Below are 20,971 nucleotides of genomic sequence, written 5' to 3'. Positions count from 1 at the left end.
GAAAGCGCGAGGCTAACGCCACGACGACGTCTGGTGGGGCCGTTCACCCCACCAGCACCGCGGCTGCGCCTGCACTGGTCAGAGCGGCCTGGCTTCTTGCCCACCGGCAGCAACGGCTTCAGCCGCTTCCACTGGCCGTTCGCCAGACCACCACGTCCCACAGACCGCGATCATCCAGAAACTTGATCCACTTTCGCAACAGACCCTGTAGCCGGGCGGCGGAGAAATGCGTTGGGCCGGGGCCCTCCCGGCCGTTATCGTGCGGGGACGGTCGAGGGGGGTGCGCCATGGGGCGGCCAGTACTGCTGCTGGACGTGGACGGGCCGCTGAACCCCGATGCCGTGAAGCCTCACCGGCGGCCCGAGGGGTACGGGACCCACCGGCTGATGACGCCGCGGTGGGAGGCCGCCGAACGCCGCCGGCTCGCCTGGTGGGGCACACCCCACAAGGCGCCGAAGCCGCTGCGGGTCTGGCTCAATCCGGCGCACGGACCCGCGCTCACCGCGCTGCCCTACGACCTGGTGTGGGCCACGACCTGGGAGGAGGAGGCCAATGCCTACATCGCGCCACTCCTCGGGCTGCCCGAGCTGCCGTTCATCGCCTGGTCCGAGCCGCGGCCCGTCCCGAGTTACACCACTGGCTGTACAGGTCCCGCCGGGGTCTGGCTGGTCGTGTTGGGGCTGTTCGTGGAAGAGCCACCCATATTCGGATTCATCGTGTTCGGGCCGTTCGTGGAAGAGCCACCCATATTCGGGTTCGTCGTGTTCGGGCCGTTCGTGGAAGAGCCACCCATATTCGGGTTCGTCGTGTTCGGGCTAGTGGCGCACGAACCGCAGCTCGGAGACGGTTTCTCCGTCGGCGCCGGATAGTACGGGTGCTCGGGAATGTTCTGTTGAGCGTTGGGTAGGGCTGGGCCGATCGCACCACTGAGGAGAACGTTTATTTCATGGGTGTATCCTGCTTTTGTCCCCTGCAATACACCGTCCTGATAATTGTAGCTCGGATCACTGCTTGACACCGCGGGTTTCTTCAGAAATGCGCGGCTCATTTGTCCGTTCTTGAAGTCGGCATTGGCCGTCTGCTTACCGAGTTGCAATCCAACCTGATAGCCGGCGTCATACGTGTTCGGTTGGGGCGGGTTTGACTGCTCGACAAGCTGGGGGGCGCCCACCATGGTCGGAGTAGCGTCCGCAAGGGCCGGTCCACTGCTCCCCAGAAGCGTCACAACCCCCACGAGGGCGGCGGCGGCCAGACCGCTCGCCCGCCGCGTTCCTGGGTGCCGTATGGGTTTGCCGTTCATTTCAGATACCGTATCCGTTGATCCTTCTACCTTTTCCTTCCCTTGCTCACTGCCAACGGTAGTCCGAATGCATGGACACCAACAGGGCTGGATGGCCGGCCCGGCTTTGAGCCGGACGGGCCGGCGTCCGTGCTTTCACATTGAGCCTGAAATATCTGCCGACGGCCGGCAAGGACCCCTTCGGCCCTGCTCTCGCCTTCGGCCGCGCGGCACACACCGCGTTCATCCGAGCCGTAGCCACCGGGGAGTTCGACTTCGGGCTCCTCTGAGCGCCGCATCTCGGCGCCTCGCCCGACCCGGGCGAGGCGCCGCCACCGATCACCCCTCTTCGGGGACCTCCACAATCAAGAGCGTTCCCCGGCTGCCCGCCCGCACCGCGTGCCGGGCACCCGCCGGTACCCGGCACAGCTCGCCGGAGCCTATGGTCAACTCCTCACCGTCGAGCTTCAGTTCGAGCACACCATCGGCGACGAACAGCACCTCGGCCGTCCCGTGCACTTCCTCCCCCAACTCCCGGCCGTCCATCCGGAGCACCTTCACCGCCGCCGTTCCGACCTGCGCCAGCACCACCGACCGCCACGCCTCCGGCAACCCCGTCGCGCATTCCCTGACGTCCATGGTCAGGGACGCTACCCGGGCCGACCATCGGGTTGGTCGACCGTTTGGCAAAACCTGCCAGGATCACCGGGGTGAACGCTCGCGCGCTGTACGAGGCGCTACTCGACACCGACGGCTCCTACGAGGACGTCATCGCCCCCTGGCTCGCTCAGGCCGCCACCGGCGACTACCGAGCCCGCCTCCGCACCGCCGCCACCCCTCGCGACCGCTGGTGGGCCCGAGACGGGGACCTCCGCGAAGAGCTCTACGCGCTCAGCCGCGTCAGCGACTTCCTCCTCCTCGGCCCCCAGCTCCAGCCCTACCTCAGCCTGTTCACCGCCCTCGGCATGGCGCCCTTCGACGCTCCGTCCCGCTTCGACCCCTTCCTGCACGAGATCACCGAGGTCGAACAAGCCGACGACCCTCATTCCCCCATCGAGATCCTCGACATCCGCTGGCCCGGCCTGATGCTCGGCGAGCTGCTGTTCAACCGCGCCGGCGCACGGGTCCGGGCCGGCGCCGCCCACGCCGAGCACGGGGTGGCCGACCGCTGGCCGCTCTACTGGACCCACCGTCGCGCCCACCGCCCCACCCGGGACCTCTCCCAGGGCTGGGGCGGCAACTCCCAGTGGCGCACCGACTTCCGCCTCGACTACCGCACCCCCGTCCGCGACCTGCTCAACGTCGCCGAGGACGCACCGATCGACGGCCGCCCCGACCTCGACCCGGACGACCACGGAAACCTCGGCCCCGACGAACGCCTCCTCACCCCCGCCGAACGCCGCGAACTCCTGCGCAACCGCACCTTCCTGCGCACCCCCGCAGCCTCTTCCGACCCCGACTGGGCCGCGGACCTCTTCCCCTTCGAGTGGTGCCTGCCCATGGCGGTGAAACGGACGGATTGACCAGCTCGCCACGGCCCTGTTGGCAGCTGCCGTCATGGACGTGGTCGGCGGTGTCGCCGATGCTGAGCTCCTGGACGACCAGGTTGACGTCGTGGCCGGCCTTCCGGGTGTGCTCGCGATGACGGAAGGCCCGTTGCCGAACGTTTTCGGCACGGCGGCGTTCCTGCGTGCGTGGGCTGCTCAGCCGGGTTTCAGACTGCTCAAACAGTCGACTGCGAGGCCGCGTTCGGGCCAGTGTCAAAGGCCGGTCCCATGAACGGATCCAGCCCGTCGACCTCACGTCGACCGGTGAGTGGTGGATCACTGCGCCTGACCGCCTTGATTGGTAGTCAAGGACGCATGGAAGAACTCACACGCCTCGCCGACGTCCAGGAAGCCGCCGCCGGGGATGGCCACTTGCTCTGGGCGACCCAGGGGCGGCACGACGGCCGGCTGGGTCCGGGGGTACGGGCCTGGCGGCACGGAACGGCCCTCGCCGTGGCGAGCCCCGGCCTCTCCCGGCGGGACCGGCTGGCGGTCAACGGGGCCCCCGACGACGCCGCGCACCTGGTGCGCCATCTGCTGGGCGAACTCGAACCGACGTACCGCCCCGTCGGCCAGGCACCGTTGATCGACGCGCTGATCGACCGGATCCCCGGCCTGTCGCCGATCCGCGGGTTCTACTGGATGGAGAGCACGGACCTGCCCGACTCCCCCGCCACCGGAGTGGAGTGGCTGGACGAGGTCACGGTCAAGGAGGCGGCCTCGCTGTTCGACCGCTTCTTCCCCGACTCGTTCGCGCAGCCCGACGACGGCGGAGTGCACCGCTGGGCCGGGATCGTCGAAGCCCTCGGGGACGGCACCCGTCCGGAGCCCCTGGCCGTGGCCGCCGATGTCTGGTCGGCCGCCGACTGCGGGTTCCTGGCCGGCGTGTGCACCCACCCCGCCGCCCGCGGGCGCGGGCTGGCACGGGCCGTCTGCGGCTTCCTCATCGGGGAGTTGGTGCGCCGGCACGGGCGTGCCGCCCTGATGGTGCACGCGGACAATCCGTCGGCCATCGGCGTCTACGAGCGCCTGGGCATGGCCAAGCGACTCCTCACGGCGGCCCAGGTCCGCCTAGAAGACCGATGAAGTCGTCGGTGATCAGCTCGCGCTGCGCCTTCAGCGCCCGGGCAGCTTCCAGGACACGGAGTCCCCGTCTCGACCGGCGTGATCGGCGAGCAGCTCGCCGATCACGTACCGGGCGGTGCCCGACATCCTGGGGTTGGTCTCCCGGTAGTAGTCCAGCTCCATCAGCGCCACGGAAAGCGCCCATCCCCTGCCCCGTTCCCACTCCGCGTGGTCGGCGCCGACAGCCATACGGAAGGCCTCGCGAACGGCCGCCGGAAGCACGTACCAGGCGGCGATCAGGTCCACGGCCGGGTCACCGAGGCCCGCGCAGCCGAAGTCGATGACGGCGCTGAGCCGTCCCGCGCCGTCGACCAGGAGGTTGCCGGGCTGGAGGTCGGCGTGGATCCACACGGGCTCGCCGGGGTGCTCGGCGGCCCCGAGTGCCGCCTCCCAGAGCGCCGTCACGGCCGTGGAGTCCACCACACCCGCCAGCGCCGCGACCGCCCGCCGGATCGCTCCGTCCCGCGCCGCGAGCGTCTCGCTGCGGTAGGAGGCCGGACCGCCGGACGGGGCCACCCGGTGCATCGCGGTCACGAAGGACGCCAAATCGGCAGCCAGCAGTTCGGGTTGGGGCACACACCCCGCGACCGGATTGGCCCCCACCAGCCACCGCAGCACCGACCACTGCCACGGGCACCCGTCCACCGGCTCGCCCAGCCCCACCGGCACCGGAACGGCGAACGGGAGTTCGGGCGCCAGGCGGCGCAGCCAGGTGTGCTCCCTGGCGATGTCCTCGGCCGCCCCCGGGATGCGCGGGATCCGCGCCACCAGGTCCGCGCCCAGTCGGTACATCGCGTTGCTGGTCCCGGCTGAGTCCGTCAACTCCACGGGTAGCCCTGCCCATTGCGGGAACTGCGCGGCCACCATCCGGCGTACCAGCGCCTCGTCGATGTCCAGTTCGTCCGCGTGCATTTTCTGGGGCATGGCGCCCGACCCTGCCAGCACCGGTCGGACCCGGCAAACGAATTACCAGGGCACGACCTGGCCCAGGTGGTCCACGAAGTGCAGACCGCCCTTGCCCCGGTGCCGCTCGATCGTCTCGGCCACCCCGGGAACGCTCTCCTCCACGCTCAGTTCGGCCTCGAACCCGCCGAGCTCGGTGCGCACCCAGCCCGGGTCCATCAGCAGCAGCGTCCGCGCCGCACCGTCCGCCCGGCGGGCCGCGTAGCAGCGCATCAGCTGGTTCAGCGCGGACTTGCTGGCCCGGTACAGGTCCTGGCCGCCGTCCGTGTTCAGGGAGATGCTGCCCTGGTCGGAGGACATGACGCCGATGGTCCCGGCCGGCGCGACCAGCGGGCCGATGACGTCCACGACGCGCATCGGGCTCAGCGCGTTGGTCACCATGACCTCGGTGAACATGTCCGTGGGGACCTTGCCGATCGGCAGGTCGCCGCGGGTGACGGCGGCGTTGACGAAGAGCAGGTCGAGGGTGCGGGCGGCCAGCCGGTCGCGCAGGGCGGCGATCTGCCGCCGGTCGGTCATCTCCAGCGTTTCGACGGTCAGCCGCCCGCCGGAGGCGTCCGCCAGGTCGTGCAGGCCGGTGCGCCGGGTGCCGCGGACGGTGCCGATGACGTCCCAGTCGCGGCGGAGCAGCTCGGCGGCGAGACCGAGGCCGAGGGACCGGGAGGCGCCGATGATCAGGGCGGTGCCGCGCGTGTTACTGCGGGTGCTTCGGGTGCTGTCAGTCATGCGGCCAGTCTCGAAGGGCCGGGCCCGGGCGTCCAATACCCTTCCGGGCGCATTGGTACCGTGCGGGCATGGATCTGGACCTGCGCAAGCTCCGCTACTTCGTCGCGGTGGCCGAACACGGCCGGTTCGGCCGGGCGGCGGACGCGTTGTTCATCGCCCAGCCGGTGCTCAGCCGGCAGATCCGGGCGTTCGAGCAGGAGCTGGGCTGCGCCCTGTTCACCCGGACCACCCGCAGTGTCGAACTGACCGCCGCCGGGCGGAAGTTGTACGAGGAGGCGCAGCGGATCACCGCCACCGTGGACACCGCCCTGGAGCGCGTGCGCGAGGCCGCGCGGGGCGAACAGCGGCTGGTGGTCGCCTTCTCCCCCGGCCTGCACGTGTCGGAGGCGATCCGGGCGTTCACCGCACGCCACCCGCAGGTGACGGTCGACGTGCTCCCGCTGCGCTGGTGGGAGCAGGGCGCGCCGCTGCGCGACGGCCGCGCCCACGTCGGTTACCTGCGGCGCCCCTTCGACGACACGGGCCTGCGCACCGTCCCGATCGGCCGGGAGACCAAGGTCGCGTGCCTGCCCGTGACCCACCCGCTGGCCGCCCGCCGCAGCCTCACCACGGCCGACCTCGACGGTGAGCCCGTCCTCGACGCCCGGGCCCGGCGGACCTACACCCTGGACGAGAAGTTCGAACTCATCGCCGCCGGGCAGGGCGTCGCCCTCGTCCCGCTGAGCATCGCGGGCTCCTACACCCGCCCCGACCTGGTCTACCTGCCCGTCACCGACTTCCCACCCGTCGAAACCTGCCTGGCCGTCCCGGAGGACGGCGAGGGCCTCGGCCCCGTACGCGAGTTCCTCGAACTCGCCGTCCCCGCCCTGCGGTCGGCGGCTCAGCGCCGAGCCGCGAGGTCCTGACTCCCCACCACCTTGAGCAGTCGCAGGGCCGAGTGCGAGGGGGTGCCGGGTGCGGCGGTGTAGAAGATCGTCCACTGGTCCCGGTGGGGATCGTGCAGCGCCTCGCAGTCGAGGTCGAGCGGACCGACCACGGGGTGGAGGATGCGCTTGCGGGTCGATCGGCGCACCTCGACGTCCTGCCGGGCCCACAGTTCGCGGAACTCGGCGCTGCCCGCGTGCAGCCGGTCGACCAGGCGGCGCACCCCGCTGTCGGCGGGGTAGCGGGCGGCGGCCGAGCGCAGGTCTGCGACCGCACGACGGGCGAACGCCTCCTGATCGGAGGGCTCGTAGAGGGCGCGGGCAGCCGGGTCCGTGAAGAAGCGGCAGACGAAGTTCCGCTCCGCGGGCGGCAGGACGGAGAAGTCACCGAGCAACGCGGCCGCCATGGCGTTCCAGGCGAGGATGTCGCGGGCGGCGCTGCAGACCATGGCCGGGGTGTCGTCCAGCCGGTCGAGCAGGTGCAGGACGCCGGGCCGTACGTCGCGCGGCAGCGCGCTCGGAGGCAGCGGCGGCTCGCCAACCAGGTGGTGCAGGTGGGCGGTCTCGTCCCCGGAGAGCTGAAGGGCCCGGCTGATCGCCCCGATCATCTGCCGGGACGGGCGTGGGCCGCGGCCCTGTTCGAGTCGGATGTAGTACTCCACCGACATGCCGGCGAGCTGCGCGACCTCCTGGCGGCGCAGGCCCGGGGTGCGGCGCCGGCCCCCTGCCGGCAGGCCGACGTCGGCGGGCTGTATGCGGGCGCGCCAGCGCCGCAGGAAGGCGGCCAGCTCCGCCCGGTCCACGTGTTCCACACCCCCAAGTCTGACCCGGGCGCCGCGCCGCGACCATGGGACCGCCGGTACCACCCTCGACAGTGCTCTCCCGCGCCGCGCACGGCCCGGCCAAGGTGGTTCACATGAACGACAACCACCGCATCGTCCTGATCACCGGTGCCAACAAGGGCATCGGACTGGCCACCGCCGGCGAACTCGCCCGCGCCGGGCACACCGTGCTGATCGGCGCCCGCGACCCGGAGCGCGGCGCCGCGGCCGCCGGCTCCCTCGCCGGGCAGGGCCTGAACGCCCGCTTCGTCCGCCTGGACGTCACCGACCCGGCGACCGTCGCCGCCGCGGCCGAACTGATCGCCGCCGAGCACGGCCGACTGGACACCCTGGTCAACAACGCGGGCATCACCCGGGACTTCGGCCACACCCCGGAGACCCTCCCCCTCGACGAACTGCGCGAGACCTACGAGACCAACGTGTTCGGCGTCGTCACCGTCGTCAACGCCATGCTGCCGCTGCTGCGCAAGTCCCCGGCGGGCCTGATCGGCAATGTCTCCAGCGGCCTCGGCAGCTCCGCCGTCCTCACCGACCCCGACCACCCGGCCGGGGTGTACACGATGCTGCTCGGCTACAACTCCTCGAAGGCGGCGCTCAACGCCGTCACCCTGATCTACGCCCGCACCCTACGCGACACCGGCATCAAGGTCAGCTCACTGGAGCCGGGCCACTGCGCGACCGACCTCAACCACCACTCCGGCCCGTCCAGCGTCGAGGAGGGCGGCCGCCGGATCGCCCGTCAGCTCGGCGAGGCCCTGGCCGGGCCCAGCGGCCAGTTCTTCCACCCGGAGGGCGGCAACTACCCCTGGTAGGAGGCGATGAGGCCGGGTAGCTCGCGCATGTCGTCGAAGACGACCGTGCCCGGCCCGACAAGCCGCTCCGCCGCCGTCACGCCGCCCGCGTAGCCGAGCGCGCGCATCCCGGCGGCCCGGGCGGCCTGCACGCCGGGCCCGCTGTCCTCGACCACGAGGCAGCGGGCCGGGTCGACGCCCATGGTGCGCGCGGCGTGCAGGAAGAGGTCGGGCGCGGGCTTGCCGCGCCCGACGTCGGTGGCGCTGAAGATCCGCCCCTCGAAGCGGCCGTACAACCCGGTACGGCCCAGGGTGTGGCGCATCTTCTCGTGGGTGCCGCTGGACGCCACGCAGGTGGGCAGCCCGAGCGCCTCCAGCGCGTCCAGCGCCTCCGGCAGGCCGTCCACCGGCGTCAGCCCGGCGTCCACGGCCTCGGCGTGCAGCTCCCGGAAGCGCTTGTCGAACAGCGTCGCGGTCTCCTCGTCGAACCGCTCGGCGACCATCGCGTGGTTGGCCGCCTCGGACCGGCCGACGAACCGCTCGATCGCCTCCGCCTCGGTGAGCGGCCAGCCGAACTCCTCCCCCAGCCGCACCAGGACGCGCACGGCGATCACCTCGCTGTCCACCAGGACGCCGTCGCAGTCGAATATCACCAGGTCTATCGGCTCGATCATCCGATGAGCATATGGTGAGCCCTATCCGGTCAGGGCGCCGGCGACGGGAAGTTCGTCGCCGACTCCGGGACACTGTCCGGCAGGTGCAGCGGGTTCGCGCACGGGAAGTCCGCCACGACGGCCTTGGCGTACTTCAGCGCGATGTCGAGGGCCGCCCGGTGAAGCTTCTCCGACCTCGGCCCCTCGGGACCACCCGTGCTGATCACGACGTGCACATACGGCCGACCCATGCGCGTGTTCTCCGGGTTGTCGCACCGGAACCCGAGATCCGCGAAGTACGGCCCGCTCCACCCCTGCACGTCCGCACTGAAGTCGAGCCGGCTCTGACCCGGGAGGTTCAGCTCCGAGCCTGCGCCGTCGGTGTAGTGCATGGTGGACTCGTCCATCAACTGCACGTCGACCAACACCAGGGACTTCTCCGGGTTCTGGAGGAGATTGCACCTCTGGTCCTCGATGCCCGGGCGAAGGCGTTCCCCGCGGCCGTTCAGATAGTGCTCGACGAACGTCCTGGGCAGCTCGTCCGTCAGCGGCGCGAGGTCGTCCCGGGTGAGCACCGACCAGCAGGCACTGGTCGACGGCTCCGCCGGTGCGTGGGCCGACCTCCACCACCACCCGAACCCGGCCCCGGCGAGAAGCACCCCCGCGACCCCGGCGGCGAGCCACCGCCGCCGGAGCCGCCTGTCCTCAGCCACTGACGGCCCGGCCGAAGCGGTCCGCGGCGTAGGAACCACCGGTCAGCACGCCCTTCGCGGCCCCCGTGGCCAGCGCCTGGACCCGCTCCGGATTCAACCCCGTGCCCTCCGCCGCCTGTTCCACCGTCTTCTTGGCAGATGCGGCAGCCGCGTTGAAGCCCGCGTCGTCCGCGCGCGTGGCCGGGTCCGCGGTGTTCGGGTCGATGTAGTAGCTCGACGCCATCTGGTCGATGAGGTAGTTCACCGGCAGTGACATGCCCTTGCCGACGATGGGAAGATCCCCCGCCACCCTGCCGCCGGTCGCGGCCCAGACCGCCTTCCCCCACATGGCGTTCTGGCTGATGGAGTCGTTGTACGCCTTGGCCTGGCCCTTCATCTCATCCACCAACCCGGCGGTTCGGCCCGCGGTGAGATACCCGGCCACCTCGCCGCCGGAGTGCGCCGCGTTGGTCACGGCCAGGTCGAACTCGGGACCGTAGGTGTCCCGGTGCAGCATCACGTCCTGGATGCGCGCCGTCGTGTAGGCCTGCTGGGCCTGGGCGATGGCGCCGAAGGCGTCGGGGTTGCGGCCCAGGGCCCCCAACAGCTTCTCGGTGTTCCCCTGGTTGAGCTTCGCCGGCGCGCCGTATGTCGTCAGGGCGCTGTCCTCTGGGTTCAGCGCCACGTGCACGTCACCCATGTAGGCCGCGGTCAGATGGCCCAGGCTGGGCGCCAGGCCCGCGAAGTCGGCTCCATTGCGGAGCAGCTTGGGGCCGTCGTCGCTCCCGAAGCGATCGACCACCTGCTGCATCACCTTCGCCATCTCCGGCGTGTGCTGCGGCAGGGGGGTGCCCTCAGGTGCGTCGTAGGAGCGCCCGGTGGTGGCCGCCTCCAACGCGTGGCCCAGGGCCAGCACCTCCGGCGACTCCGCGTGGCCGCCGGCGAAGTAGTCGTTCCCCTTCCAGATGTCCTGGAGCGGCGAACGGTCACCTCCCACGGTCAGCGCCCGGAGGTAGTTGTTGTCCTGGTTGAAGGCCTTGACCGATCCGTCGAGGTTGTACTCCGTCTTCGGATCGTGGAAGAACTGGGTCGCGGCCTGGGGATTGTGTGCGAGCGCGTCCAGCACGCCCGTCATCGGATTGAAGCCGCCCGCCTGGGCACCCTGCGCGTAGCCCAGCAGCTTCATCTGGTCCAAGTCACTGTGGAGCCACGGCGTCGACGTCCAGAAGCCGGGCATCTCACTGAGCTGGGTGACGTGTTCGGCGACCGGGTTGAGGAAGTGCGGGTCGTACTTTCCGGTTCGCAGGATGTTCGCCAGGATCTGGTAGCCGTACGGCTGAACACTGCCGCTGACCCGGTTGCTGCCACGCGGCAGGATCTCCACCCGAGTGGCTCCGGCCCGGCGCAGGCCCGCCTCCCACTCGTCGGACAGGTGCGGGAAGTTGTGACTCTCGGTGGCAGTGGCCAGTGCCATGCCAAGGTTCTTCTGGAGGTCGGCGATCGCGGTCGAGCGGTTGCCCTTGTCCGCCGATGCTACGGCCAGCTGACCGTAGTACTTGAGGAAGCCGTCCGGCCCGAGCCGCCCGTAGAAGGCGGTGGTGAACTGCGGGTTGTTGGCGTTGGCTTTCAGGGTCTTGTTGAGCTCGTCGAGTTGAGCGTCGGAGAGGTTGCCGGCCAGCTTGAGGAGGTCCGCCGCCTTCTCGCCCTGCTCCTCCGGGCCCCTCGACGGCTGGAATGCGGTCTTGCTCTTCCCGGTCGCGCCGCCGAGCGCCGCGGCGGCCGCGGTGTCGGCCGTCTTCGCACGGGCCACGGCCTTCGCGATGTCCTGGCCCACCGACTCGGCCAGTTCCTTGTACGTGGTGGTATAGGTCGGGTCGCGCTTGTCGGCGTCGCTCGTCGGCGCGGGCCAGCTGATGTTGACGCCGTCCGCGTCCACCGTCAGGGAGTGGTCGGCGGCCCTCTTCAACGCCGCGTCCAGATCCGCCCGGGCGGCGGCGAGTTCCGTGTGTGCGTCCCGCAGGGCCTTGCCGATCGCGGTGGCCTCCTCGAAGGCCGCGTCGAGCTCGTTGCGGGTCTTGGTGATAGTGGCGGCGGCCCGCTCGGCTGCGTCGCCCCGCCAGTTCGATCCCTGGAGCGGCGTGAGGATGTCGCCGGTGAACTCGGAGGAGAGTTTCCAGTTTCGCGTCAACGACTCGAAGGCCGAGGCCAGGGTCTCGATGCCCTTGAACGTCCCCTGGCGCAGGTCGGCGTAGATACTCATGTCGCCGGCCTCAGTTCGTCTGCAGATTCTGGGCGTTCACCTGATCGGCGCGCGCGTACTGGTCGGCGTTGCTGATCAGACCGGTGGAGATTTCCGCGATCGCCTGGCTGGTCGCCTGCGCCTGCGCCTCCCACATCTCGTGCGCGGCCTGGACCGCCCCCACGATCGCCCAGTCCTTGGACATGCTCTGGAGGCTGCTCTGGATGTCCTTCCACACGTCCTTGGTGGCCTTGTCGAAGTCGGTGTGCAGAGTGCCCGCGTTGGTCCCCGCCTTGCGCAGCGCCTCCGGGCTCACCTTCACTGTCGGCCCGCCAGGGGGCGCGGTGACCACCGGTGGCGGCGTCCACCCCGGGGCCGCCGCACCGGCGGCGGCAGCGGCGAGGTTCGGGAACTGCTTCTTCGCCGCCTCCGTCAGGTTCCCGGAGCTGTCGAAGAGCTACGGATTCACCTTGCGCTCGAAATCCAGATCAGTCACTCGTTCCCGCCCCCAAACCGTCAACCCCCACCTATGGATCGCCCATTCGTTCGACCCAATGGGCAGCCTCACCATTGGCCGTTGTTGCGTAAAAAATTTGAGCGAAATCTGAGCGCGTGGCCGACGCCAATCCGGAACGGCCCGGCGACCGAAGCCGCCGGGCCCGTACTGGTGGATCGTCAGCTGGTCTGGATCGAGGTGTCGTCGATCACGAAGCTCGTCTGCAGCGAGGAGTCCTCGGTGCCGGTGAACTTCAGGGTGACGCTCTTGCCCGCGTAGGCCGAGAGGTCGAAGGTGCGCTGCTGGTAGCCGGTGGCGGCGTCCACGTTGGAGTAGGTCTTCAGCGTGGTGCCGTTCACCGACACGGTCAGCTTGTCGTACGCCGTCGAGCCGGACTCGGCGGTGTCGACGTGCAGCCAGAAGCTCAGCGTCGCCTTGCAGCCGGACGGGATGGTGACCGTCTGGGACAGCGTGTCGCTGTGGCTGCTGCCGTAGCCGTCCAGGTAGGCCTTCCAGCTGCCGCCGTGGGCCGCCTCGGAGGAACTGTTGTCGATCACACCACTCGAAGCGGTCCAGGGCGTGGCCGCGCCGGTCTCGAAGCCCGGGTTGCCGAGCAGCTGGGCCGGGGTGCAGGAGCCGCCGCCACCACCGGCGACCGTCCAACCGAAGCTGGTGGAGGCCGTCTTGCCGGCCGCGTCGGTGACGGTGACGGTCACGCTGGAGCTGCCCGCGGTGGAGGCGGTGCCGGAGATCAGGCCCGTCGAGGAGTTGATCGACAGCCCGGCGGGCAGGCCGGTCGCGCTGTAGGACAGCGGGGCGGTGCCGCCGGAGGCGCTTATCTGGAGGTTCACCGCGCCGCCGACGGCGGTGGACTGGTCACCGGGGCTGGCCACCGAGACGGCGGCGCCGGCCGGCTTCGTGAGCAGGCAGCCGGGCACGGTGAGGTCGATCGCGCGGCTGGAGTTCAGGCAGGTGGTGAACCAGTAGGTCTCCTCGCCGTAGCTCTGCCCCTTGGTGGCCGTGGTGGTGCCGTCGGCGGCGACCTCGCAGGGGTTGTTGAGGGTGCACATCTCACCGTCGTCGTTGCCGGTGTTGTTGATGCCGACGATCCGCCCGCTCGCGGAGTCGATGATCGGCGAACCGGAGGTGCCGTGCGTGGTGTTGCAGCCGGAGCTGTAGCGCAGCGAGTCGTGCCAGGTCCACTGGTCCTCGCGCAGGGTGGGCACGAACCCGTTGACGGAGCAGTTCCAGACCTGCTTCCAGTACGAGGACGGGATGTACATCGAGGCGCCGTCGGTGGGGTGCGCGTCGTTGACGGTCAGCGCGGTGGCGCCGTACTTCGAGGTGATCGAGCCGTAGGTGTCGGTGAGTTGGTAGAGCGCGACGTCGGTGCCGGTCATCGTCGCGTAGATCACCTTGTCGGCCTGGACGGTGCCGAGGCTGTTGCCGGCACCGTCCAGCAGGGTGCCGCTGCGGCTGGCGCCGACGTTCTGGATGACCTGGCCGGCCGAGGGCATGGTGGGCAGGCAGTGCCCGTTGGTGAGCATCATGGCCCGGTCGCCGGCCACCGATGCGGGGAACCGGACCAGCGAGGCCGAGCAGTCGTCCAGGGCGATGGTCGACGTCAGGTCGGCCGCCTGGACGGCGTGCGCGGGGACGGCCGCGAAGGCCAGCCCGCCCGCGACGACGGCGCTCGTACCGGCCACCGCGACAAGTCTCTTGAACATGGCTCTCCTTGTGGGGGATCGCGGGGTGCCCGACTGGTCGCCGAGGCCCACGCCCGCACGAAAGTGCCATGGTCACTTCAAGCGGTCAACGGTTCCTGCACAACTCGCCACTGTGCGGCGCACGTTGTGCCACCGAATGGCAACCACCCGTCCCGGTTTGCCCGTTACGGGTGGACGCACTGAACTTCTACGGCTGAGGGAAGGAGTTCGGATCGACGTCGTTGGTCTTGGCGTTGCCGTCGACCACCGGCTGTAGGGTGATCTCCCAGGAGGTCGAGGTGCGGCCGGTCTCGTACGGGAAGTTGTCCTCGAACTTGGTGAAGGCGCAGTTCTGCGTGAAGGCCTTGGTTCCGGAGTCCCAGTCGGCCCCCTCGGAGACGTAGACGTCGTACGTCCCGTCCTCCACGCCCTCGACACTGGCCTTCTGCCCCTTGGCCACGAACACCGAGTGCACCGCCTTGCCGTTCAGCACGAGCGAGACGACCGCATCCGTCCTGCCGCCGTTGTCGACCTTGAACACCCCCTCCCCGCGCAGCTTGCCCTTGCTAACCATCGTGCCGTTGTCCAGCGAGCGGGACTGCTGCTTGGGCAGCTGGGGGACGGTGAGACTCGCCGAGTAGCCGGCCGCTGTCAGTTTGGTGAGGAGCGCCGACACCGAGGCCAGCCCCTGCGAGGCACCGAGTTTGGCCTCGGCCGAGCTCAGGGCGCAGACGTCCCTGGCCCCGATCGCGCCACGGACGTTCGCGACGTCCTCCTGGAGCACGCTCAGCGCGTTCGCCAGGTCATGCCGGTCCTCCGTGACCCCGGCCGGGGCATCCGCCACGTTCAGAGCCATGGAAGCTTCGTGCGCGGCGGTGTTGAGGGTGCTGAGCACGCCGTCGAACTCGCTCAGGCTCTTGACCCCGGCGATCTGGGCGAGCGCGGCGTTGACCGGATCGATGTTCTTGCTGAGCACCGGACCGAACGGCACCGCGCTCGGCGTCGCACTCGACGCCGCCGTCCCGCCCCCACCGCTGCACGCCGCGAGCAGCAGCGCCGCCCCGACGACCAGACCGGATCTGCCCGCGGACCCCGAGAACTTCACAATCCCACCCCGATGACACCGTGCGCACACCCCGTGCACATACGGGGCGACATGGTGCCGATCATGAACCACGCCGGTCAAGCCGTTTCGAACGATCACCCCCAGGGGTCACCCCCAGCCACCCGGAAGGGTCAACTACGATCGGGCCCGTGCTCAGTCTCACCGGACTCCCCCTCCAGATCATCGCCTCGGTCATCGCGATCGTCGTCTTCGCCGCCACCATGTGGTTCTGGCCGAAGTTCGGCGGGAAGGGCTGGAAGTCCTGGCTGGGCCGGATCGGCGCCTTCCTGGCCACCCAGCTCTCGGTGCTGGCCGCCATGGGCCTGATCGCCAACAGCTACTTCGGCTTCTACAGCTCCTGGACCGACCTGCTCGGCACCAGCGGCGGGCTCGGCACGGTGGTCGACCACCAGCCCAACGCCTCCGGGGTGTCCGTCACCGGTGAGCAGCGGTTCTACTCGGCCCAGGGTTCGGAGCCCGACCGCTCCGGGCTGATCCAGAAGATCGACGTCAAAGGAGCCGGCAGCGGCCTGAGCACCGAGGCGTACGTCTACCTCCCGCCGCAGTACTTCCAGCCGGGCTTCGCCAAGCAGCGCTTCCCGATGGCCGTGGTGCTCACCGGCTACCCGGGCACCCCGGAGAAGCTGATCTCGCTGATGCAGTACCCGGCGTCCACCCTCGACGCCATCGAGCAGAAGAAGCTGCCGCCGACCGTCCTGGTGATGACCCGACCCACCCTCGTCGGCGACCGGGACACCGAGTGCGTCGACGTGCCGAACGGCCCCCAGGTCGAGACCTTCTTCACCAGCGACCTGCCCAAGGCCCTCGCCACCACCTACCGGATCGGCACCGACCCGGCCAACCGGGCCGTGATCGGCAACTCCACCGGCGGCTACTGCGCGCTCAAGTTCGCGCTGCGCAAGCCCGACTCCTACCCCTCGGCGGTCGCGCTCTCCGGTTACTACAGCGCCGCGCACGACCCGACCACCGGCGACCTGTTCGGCGGCAACGACAAGCTCAAGCAGGAGAACGACCTGCTGTGGCGGCTGAAGAACCAGCCGGCCGCCCCGGTCTCGCTGCTGCTGACCACCGCGTACGACGAGAACAACTACGACGAGACCAAGGCCATGGTCGCCGCCTTCAAGGCCCCCACCAAGATGTCGACCATCACCCTGGACACCGCCGGCCACAACTTCCACACCTGGACCCGGGAGATCCCCCCGGCGCTGGAGTGGCTGGGCAAGCACCTCACCATGCCGGCGGCTACGGCCTGATCCGGAAAGCCGGTTCAAGCCCGGACGAGAACCCCTGACCCCCCGGCCGTACGCCTGGAACGGGACAGATCACACGCGGCTCACAGCCTCGTCTCACGGTTCTCTCAGCCACGCCACGCACGGTATGGCGCATGACCACGAGCAGCTACTCCCCTCCGGCCGGCGATCCGTGGCCCGAGGCCGCGAACTATCCGCCGCCGGAGGTGCCGCAGTCCGGCCGGCCGGACCCGGCGCCGCTCTTCCCCGAGCAGGCCCTGCCGCCCGTCGGCCCGAAGGGCCCGGCCTCCTGGTCCGGACGGCTGCGCACCCTCCCGGCCCGCGCCTGGCGCGGCCGCGCGGACGACCCGCGCTGGGTGCGCCCGGCCCTGCTGGCGCTGATGGCCGCGACCGTCGTCCTCTACCTGTGGGGCCTGGGCGCCTCCGGGTGGGCCAACGCCTTCTACTCGGCCGCCGTCCAGGCCGGCAGCCAGAGTTGGAAGGCCTTCTTCTTCGGCTCCTCGGACGCCGGCAACTTCATCACCGTCGACAAGCCCCCGGCGTCGCTGTGGCCGATGGCGCTGTCGGTGCGACTCTTCGGCCTCTCCTCGTGGTCGATCCTGGCCCCGCAGGCGCTGATGGGCGCCGCCACCGTCGGCGTGCTGTACGCCACGGTGCGCCGCCGCTTCTCCCCGCTGGGCGCCCTGCTGGCCGGCACCGCGCTGGCGCTCACCCCGGTCGCGACGCTGATGTTCCGCTTCAACAACCCGGACGCCATGCTGGTGCTGCTGCTCACCCTGGCCGCGTACGGGATGGTGCGGGCGGTCGAGACGGCGAGCACCCGCTGGCTGCTGTTCACCGGGGTGATGTTCGGCTTCGCGTTCCTCACCAAGACCCTGGCGGCATTCCTGATCCTGCCCGCCTTCGCGGTGATCTACCTGGTCGTGGCCCCCACCGGCTTCTGGCGGCGGCTGCGGCAGACCCTGCTCGCGGGCCTGGCGCTGGTGGTCTCGGCCGGCTGGTGGGTGGCGGTCGTCCAGCTCCTGCCCGCCTCGGACCGCCCGTACGTCGGCGGCTCGCAGGACGACAGCTTCCTGTCGCTGACCTTCGGCTACAACGGCCTCGGCCGGGTCGACGGGAACGAGCGCGGCAGCGTGGGCGGCGGCGGACACCTCCCGGCCGGGCTCGACCTGCCGGCCGGCGCGATGCACAACAGGGGCTGGGGCCAGACCGGGATCACCCGGCTGTTCGGCAGCGACATCGGCGGGCAGATCGCCTGGCTGATGCCGGCCGCGCTGATCCTGCTGGTGGTCGGTCTGTGGGCGACCCGCCGCTACGCCCGTCCGGACACCGCCCGCGCGGCGTTCCTGGTCTGGGGCGGCTGGCTGATCTCCACCGCGCTGATCTTCAGCTTCATGTCCGGGATCTTCCACCAGTACTACACGGTGGCGCTGGCCCCGGCCGTCGCGGCGCTGTTCGGCATGGGCGTGGACGGGCTGTGGCGGGCGCGGCACCGGCTGCCGTACGCGCTGCTGCTTGCGGGCGTGCTCGCGGTGACGGCGGTGTGGGCGTTCGTCCTGCTCGGCCGCAGCTCCGACTTCCTGCCCTGGCTGCGCTGGGCGGTGCTGATCGGCGGGCTGGCGGCGGCGGTCGCCCTGGTCGTCGGGCAGTACGCCGGCGCCGTCTCCGGACGGACCGGCGCGCGGATCGCCTCGGTGGCGGGCCTGGTGGGTGTGGCGGCGGCGCTCGGCGGTCCGGCCGCGTACGCGGTGGACACCGTGGGCACCGCGCACAACGGCTCCATCATCACCGCCGGGCCGTCCGTGAAGGGCGCGTTCGGGCCGGGGTCCTTCGGCCGCAAGGGCGGCAAGGGCGCGATGGGCAACGGCCGGATGTCCGGCCAGGGCGGCTTCCCCGGCGGCCAGAACGGCCAGGGCGGTTGGGGCGGCCAGGGCGGTTGGGGCGGCCAGAACGGCCAGGGCGGCTTCCCCGGCGGCCAGGGTGGCCAGGGTGGTCAGAACGGTCAGGGCAGGCACGGCCAGGGCGGCTTCCCCGGCGGCTCCGGCCGAGGCTCCGGCGGCGGCACCGCCCCCGGCGGCCGCCACGAGCGCGGTGCCGGCGGCACCGAAGGCACCGGCGGCCCCACGGGCTTCCCGGGCGGCTTCCCCGGCTCCCCCGGCGGCCAGGGCCCCGAGGGTGCAGGCGGCCCCGGCGGGTTCGCCGGCGGCATGGGCGGCCTGCTCGGCGGCACCAAGGTGAGCGACGAGGCCGCGGCGCTGCTCTCGCAGGACGCCGGTCACTACACCTGGGCGGCGGCCACCACCGGCTCGCAGAACGCCGCGAGCTACCAGCTCGCCACCGGCAAGCCGGTGATGGCCCTCGGCGGCTTCAACGGCACGGATCCCTCGCTCAGCCTGGAGGGCTTCCAGAAGTACGTCCAGCAGGGCAAGGTCCACTGGTTCATCGCCGGCGGTTCGCGCCGCGGCTTCGGCGGCGCGGGCGGTGAGGGCGACGACGGCGGTCAGCAGACCGAGGCCGCCCAGATCGAGGCCTGGGTGACCAGCCACTTCACCGCCAAGACGGTCGGCGGGGCCACCTTCTACGACCTGACGGCTCCGAAGTCCTGAGGACGCCGGTGCCCTGAGGACGCCGAAGTCCTGAGGGCACCGGAGCCCCGAGCCGGGAGTACGGCCCCGGGAACCCTGACCCGGCCCCGAACTCCCCAGGGGGCGTGCCGCGTTCGCGCGGTACGCCCCCTTCGCGTTCGCCGCTGCCCGAACTCAGTCCGAGGCGCAGTGCGTCCCGGCGGCCGGCAGAGCCCCGTCCACCAGAAACGCGACGGCGGCGTCGCGCACGCACGCGCTGCGGTCCCAGGACATGTGCCCGTCGCCCTCGCGGGTGAGCAGCACGCCGTGTTGCAGCCCGCCCGCCATCCGCTGCGCCCACGCGTAGGGGGTGACCGGGTCGTCCGTCCCGCCGATCACCAGGATCGGTGCGCTGCCGGTCGCCGCCACGGTGTGCGGCTGTTCGGTGGAGCGGTACGGCCAGCGGCGGCAGTCGGGGTCGAGCAGGGTGATCCGGGTGTCGTGCCGGCTGGTGAGCGGGGCCCGGGCGGCGAGGTCGGCGAGCGCGGCGCGCAGGTCGGCGTCGGTGGGGGCGAGCGGGGCGTCGGCGCAGTGGATGGCCGCGTAGGCGTCCGCGGCGGTGTCGTAGTGGCCGTCCTCGTCGCGGCCGGTGGTGCCGTCGGCGAGCTTGAGGAGTTCTTCGGCCTCGCCGTGGCCGAGGGCCGGGTCGAGGGCGGCGCGCAGCCGGGGCCAGTTACGGCGGCCGTCGTCGATGGCGGCGAGGACACCGGTCCAGGCGAGGGCGGCGGTGAGGGTGCGGCCGTCCCGGGTGGGCAGCGGATGGTCCTTGAGGCCGTCGAGGAAGTCGGCGAGGCGCTGGGGGGCGGTTGCCGGGTCGCCGCCGAGCGGGCAGGTGTCGCCGTCGGCGGCGCAGCCGGCGGCGTAGGCACGGAAGGCGGCCTCGGTGGCGACGGCCTGTTCGCCGTTGAGGTGCATCAGGTCGGTGCTGCGTTCGACGGCGCCGTCGAGGACGAGCCGGCCGGTGCGGTCGGGGAACTCCTCGGCGTAGAGGGCGCCGAGGTAGGTGCCGTAGGAGAAACCGAGGAAGTCGAGCTTGCGTTCGCCGAGGGCGCCGCGGAGCACGTCCATGTCGCGGGCGGTGTCACGGGTGCCGAGGTGGGGGAGCACGTCGGCGTACTTGGCCCGGCAGGCGTCGGCGAGGACCTGGCCGTGGTCGTAGGCCGGATCGTCGGTGCTGGTCCACTGGTCGCGGGTGCGGTCGTCCAGGCAGTGGACGGGGAGGGTGCCGCCGGCGGCGCGCGGGTCGAAGCCGACCAGGTCGAAGTGGTCGCGCAGCGGGCCCCGGTCGTCCTTCCAGTGCCGGGCCATGGTGGTGCCGGAGTTGCCGGGGCCGCCGGGGTTGAGCAGCAGGGCGCCGGTGCGGTGGCCGGGGTCGGCGGCGGGCACCCGGGCGACGGCGACGTCGGTGGTGCGGCCGCCGGGGTCGGCGTAGTCCAGCGGGACCTTGAGGGTGGCGCACTGCAGGACGGGTTCGTCCTGGTCGGCGGGGTCGGTGTCGGCGTCGCAGGGGGCCCAGTCGAGGGACTGGTCGTAGAAGGCCCGAAGGGCCGGGGAGGTGCCGGCGGAGACCCGTTCGGCGAGCGGCGGGCGGCTCGTCGGGGTGCCCGCCTTCGGTGCGTCGCCGGGGCCGGAGCAGCCGGCGGGCAGTGCGAGGAGGAGGGCGGCGAGGGCGGGCAGGGCGCGCCGCGGGAGGCGGGGGGTCATCGGGGACACCGCCCACGAATACCACCCGACGCCCTCCCGGGGCACGTCGCCCTCCCCGTCCTGTCGCCGCCCTCGCTGCCTGGTCACCGAAGGGCGAAACGGTTCGTCAGCCGCCGCACTGCTGCAGCACGGCCCTCGTGTCGGCCTCGGTGACGGGCAGTCAGTCGGTACTTCAGCGAGACCTGGGCGAAGCGCACCGGTAGGAGCAGCGGACCTCGGTGTTGGCGGGCAGCCGGGCGGACGGGCCGGAGTCGCCCTTGGAGGCGTTCTGCGAGCCGTCGGCGG

General features: G+C 71.2%; 18 protein-coding genes and 2 pseudogenes. 8 read left to right on the top strand and 12 right to left on the bottom strand.

Going from position 1 to position 20,971, the window contains the following annotated elements:
- The first annotated feature begins 287 nt into the window (after window positions 1-287).
- Window positions 288-869, top strand: coding sequence for a hypothetical protein (locus ACH4J0_RS23280; RefSeq protein ID WP_396242436.1), 582 nt, complete (start codon window positions 288-290; stop codon window positions 867-869).
- Window positions 870-1,618: 749 nt separating this feature from the next.
- Here the strand turns inward: ACH4J0_RS23280 and ACH4J0_RS23275 are convergent.
- Window positions 1,619-1,918 (bottom strand): cupin domain-containing protein, encoded by a 300-nt coding sequence (locus tag ACH4J0_RS23275; protein ID WP_396242435.1) that lies wholly within the window; start codon window positions 1,916-1,918, stop codon window positions 1,619-1,621.
- A gap of 71 nt (window positions 1,919-1,989) precedes the next feature.
- Between ACH4J0_RS23275 and ACH4J0_RS23270 the strand changes: the two genes are divergently transcribed.
- The 3 genes from ACH4J0_RS23270 to ACH4J0_RS23260 all read left to right on the top strand — a co-directional run bounded on the left by ACH4J0_RS23270 (window position 1,990) and on the right by ACH4J0_RS23260 (window position 3,912).
- Window positions 1,990-2,802 (top strand): hypothetical protein, encoded by an 813-nt coding sequence (locus tag ACH4J0_RS23270; protein ID WP_396242434.1) that lies wholly within the window; start codon window positions 1,990-1,992, stop codon window positions 2,800-2,802.
- 34 nt (window positions 2,803-2,836) lie between these two features.
- A complete protein-coding gene (locus ACH4J0_RS23265) occupies window positions 2,837-3,058 on the top strand; it encodes a DUF6368 family protein (protein WP_396242433.1) in 222 nt (73 codons plus the stop codon).
- Window positions 3,059-3,141: 83 nt separating this feature from the next.
- Complete coding sequence (locus ACH4J0_RS23260; RefSeq protein ID WP_396242432.1) at window positions 3,142-3,912, top strand: GNAT family N-acetyltransferase; 771 nt, start codon at window positions 3,142-3,144, stop codon at window positions 3,910-3,912.
- Between the two features lie 30 nt (window positions 3,913-3,942).
- Here the strand turns inward: ACH4J0_RS23260 and ACH4J0_RS23255 are convergent, their stop codons facing one another.
- Together ACH4J0_RS23255 and ACH4J0_RS23250 are read right to left on the bottom strand one after the other, a co-directional pair.
- Window positions 3,943-4,875 carry an aminoglycoside phosphotransferase family protein gene (locus ACH4J0_RS23255; RefSeq protein WP_396242431.1) on the bottom strand — a complete coding sequence of 311 codons (933 nt, stop codon included), beginning with the start codon at window positions 4,873-4,875 and terminating at the stop codon, window positions 3,943-3,945.
- A gap of 42 nt (window positions 4,876-4,917) precedes the next feature.
- Window positions 4,918-5,640, bottom strand: coding sequence for an SDR family oxidoreductase (locus ACH4J0_RS23250; protein WP_396242430.1), 723 nt, complete (start codon window positions 5,638-5,640; stop codon window positions 4,918-4,920).
- Between the two features lie 68 nt (window positions 5,641-5,708).
- Here ACH4J0_RS23250 and ACH4J0_RS23245 point away from each other — a divergent pair, with 68 nt between their 5' ends.
- Window positions 5,709-6,545, top strand: coding sequence for a LysR family transcriptional regulator (locus ACH4J0_RS23245; RefSeq protein WP_396242429.1), 837 nt, complete (start codon window positions 5,709-5,711; stop codon window positions 6,543-6,545).
- On the opposite strand, the gene ACH4J0_RS23240 is transcribed toward ACH4J0_RS23245, so the two are convergent.
- Window positions 6,521-7,375 carry a helix-turn-helix transcriptional regulator gene (locus ACH4J0_RS23240; RefSeq protein ID WP_396242428.1) on the bottom strand — a complete coding sequence of 285 codons (855 nt, stop codon included), beginning with the start codon at window positions 7,373-7,375 and terminating at the stop codon, window positions 6,521-6,523. The two genes, ACH4J0_RS23245 and ACH4J0_RS23240, sit on opposite strands and share 25 nt — an antisense overlap.
- 104 nt (window positions 7,376-7,479) lie before the next feature.
- Between ACH4J0_RS23240 and ACH4J0_RS23235 the strand changes: the two genes are divergently transcribed.
- Window positions 7,480-8,217, top strand: a complete 738-nt coding sequence (locus ACH4J0_RS23235) for an SDR family NAD(P)-dependent oxidoreductase (RefSeq protein ID WP_396242427.1) — start codon at window positions 7,480-7,482, stop codon at window positions 8,215-8,217.
- On the opposite strand, the gene ACH4J0_RS23230 is transcribed toward ACH4J0_RS23235, so the two are convergent.
- The 7 genes and pseudogenes from ACH4J0_RS23230 to ACH4J0_RS23200 form a co-directional block, all read right to left on the bottom strand.
- Window positions 8,205-8,870 carry an HAD family hydrolase gene (locus tag ACH4J0_RS23230; protein ID WP_396242426.1) on the bottom strand — a complete coding sequence of 222 codons (666 nt, stop codon included), beginning with the start codon at window positions 8,868-8,870 and terminating at the stop codon, window positions 8,205-8,207. The two genes, ACH4J0_RS23235 and ACH4J0_RS23230, sit on opposite strands and share 13 nt — an antisense overlap.
- Before the next feature lie 29 nt (window positions 8,871-8,899).
- Window positions 8,900-9,424 carry a hypothetical protein gene (locus tag ACH4J0_RS23225; RefSeq protein WP_396242425.1) on the bottom strand — a complete coding sequence of 175 codons (525 nt, stop codon included), beginning with the start codon at window positions 9,422-9,424 and terminating at the stop codon, window positions 8,900-8,902.
- A gap of 130 nt (window positions 9,425-9,554) precedes the next feature.
- Window positions 9,555-11,801, bottom strand: a complete 2,247-nt coding sequence (locus tag ACH4J0_RS23220) for a hypothetical protein (protein WP_396242424.1) — start codon at window positions 11,799-11,801, stop codon at window positions 9,555-9,557.
- A 10-nt stretch (window positions 11,802-11,811) separates the two neighbouring features.
- Window positions 11,812-12,102: a hypothetical protein gene (locus ACH4J0_RS23215; RefSeq protein ID WP_396242423.1), complete on the bottom strand. Its 291-nt coding sequence runs from the start codon at window positions 12,100-12,102 to the stop codon at window positions 11,812-11,814.
- Between the two features lie 353 nt (window positions 12,103-12,455).
- Window positions 12,456-13,169: pseudogene (locus tag ACH4J0_RS23210) on the bottom strand (putative Ig domain-containing protein); the annotation flags it as partial.
- A 216-nt stretch (window positions 13,170-13,385) separates the two neighbouring features.
- Window positions 13,386-13,823, bottom strand: a pseudogene (locus tag ACH4J0_RS23205) (trypsin-like peptidase domain-containing protein); the annotation flags it as partial.
- 367 nt (window positions 13,824-14,190) lie between these two features.
- Window positions 14,191-15,087 carry a hypothetical protein gene (locus ACH4J0_RS23200; protein WP_396242422.1) on the bottom strand — a complete coding sequence of 299 codons (897 nt, stop codon included), beginning with the start codon at window positions 15,085-15,087 and terminating at the stop codon, window positions 14,191-14,193.
- 149 nt (window positions 15,088-15,236) lie between these two features.
- Between ACH4J0_RS23200 and ACH4J0_RS23195 the strand changes: the two genes are divergently transcribed.
- Together ACH4J0_RS23195 and ACH4J0_RS23190 are read left to right on the top strand one after the other, a co-directional pair.
- On the top strand, window positions 15,237-16,361 hold the full coding sequence (locus ACH4J0_RS23195; protein WP_396242421.1) for an alpha/beta hydrolase: 1,125 nt from the start codon (window positions 15,237-15,239) through the stop codon (window positions 16,359-16,361).
- Window positions 16,362-16,492: 131 nt separating this feature from the next.
- A complete protein-coding gene (locus ACH4J0_RS23190; RefSeq protein WP_396242420.1) occupies window positions 16,493-18,964 on the top strand; it encodes an ArnT family glycosyltransferase in 2,472 nt (823 codons plus the stop codon).
- 153 nt (window positions 18,965-19,117) lie between these two features.
- On the opposite strand, the gene ACH4J0_RS23185 is transcribed toward ACH4J0_RS23190, so the two are convergent.
- A complete protein-coding gene (locus tag ACH4J0_RS23185; protein WP_396242419.1) occupies window positions 19,118-20,686 on the bottom strand; it encodes an alpha/beta hydrolase in 1,569 nt (522 codons plus the stop codon).
- Window positions 20,687-20,971: the final 285 nt, after the last annotated feature.

The sequence above is a fragment of the Kitasatospora sp. NPDC017646 genome, from assembly GCF_044329365.1.
Lineage (GTDB): Bacteria > Actinomycetota > Actinomycetes > Streptomycetales > Streptomycetaceae > Kitasatospora.
This window is presented reverse-complemented; position numbering and strand designations above follow the sequence as displayed.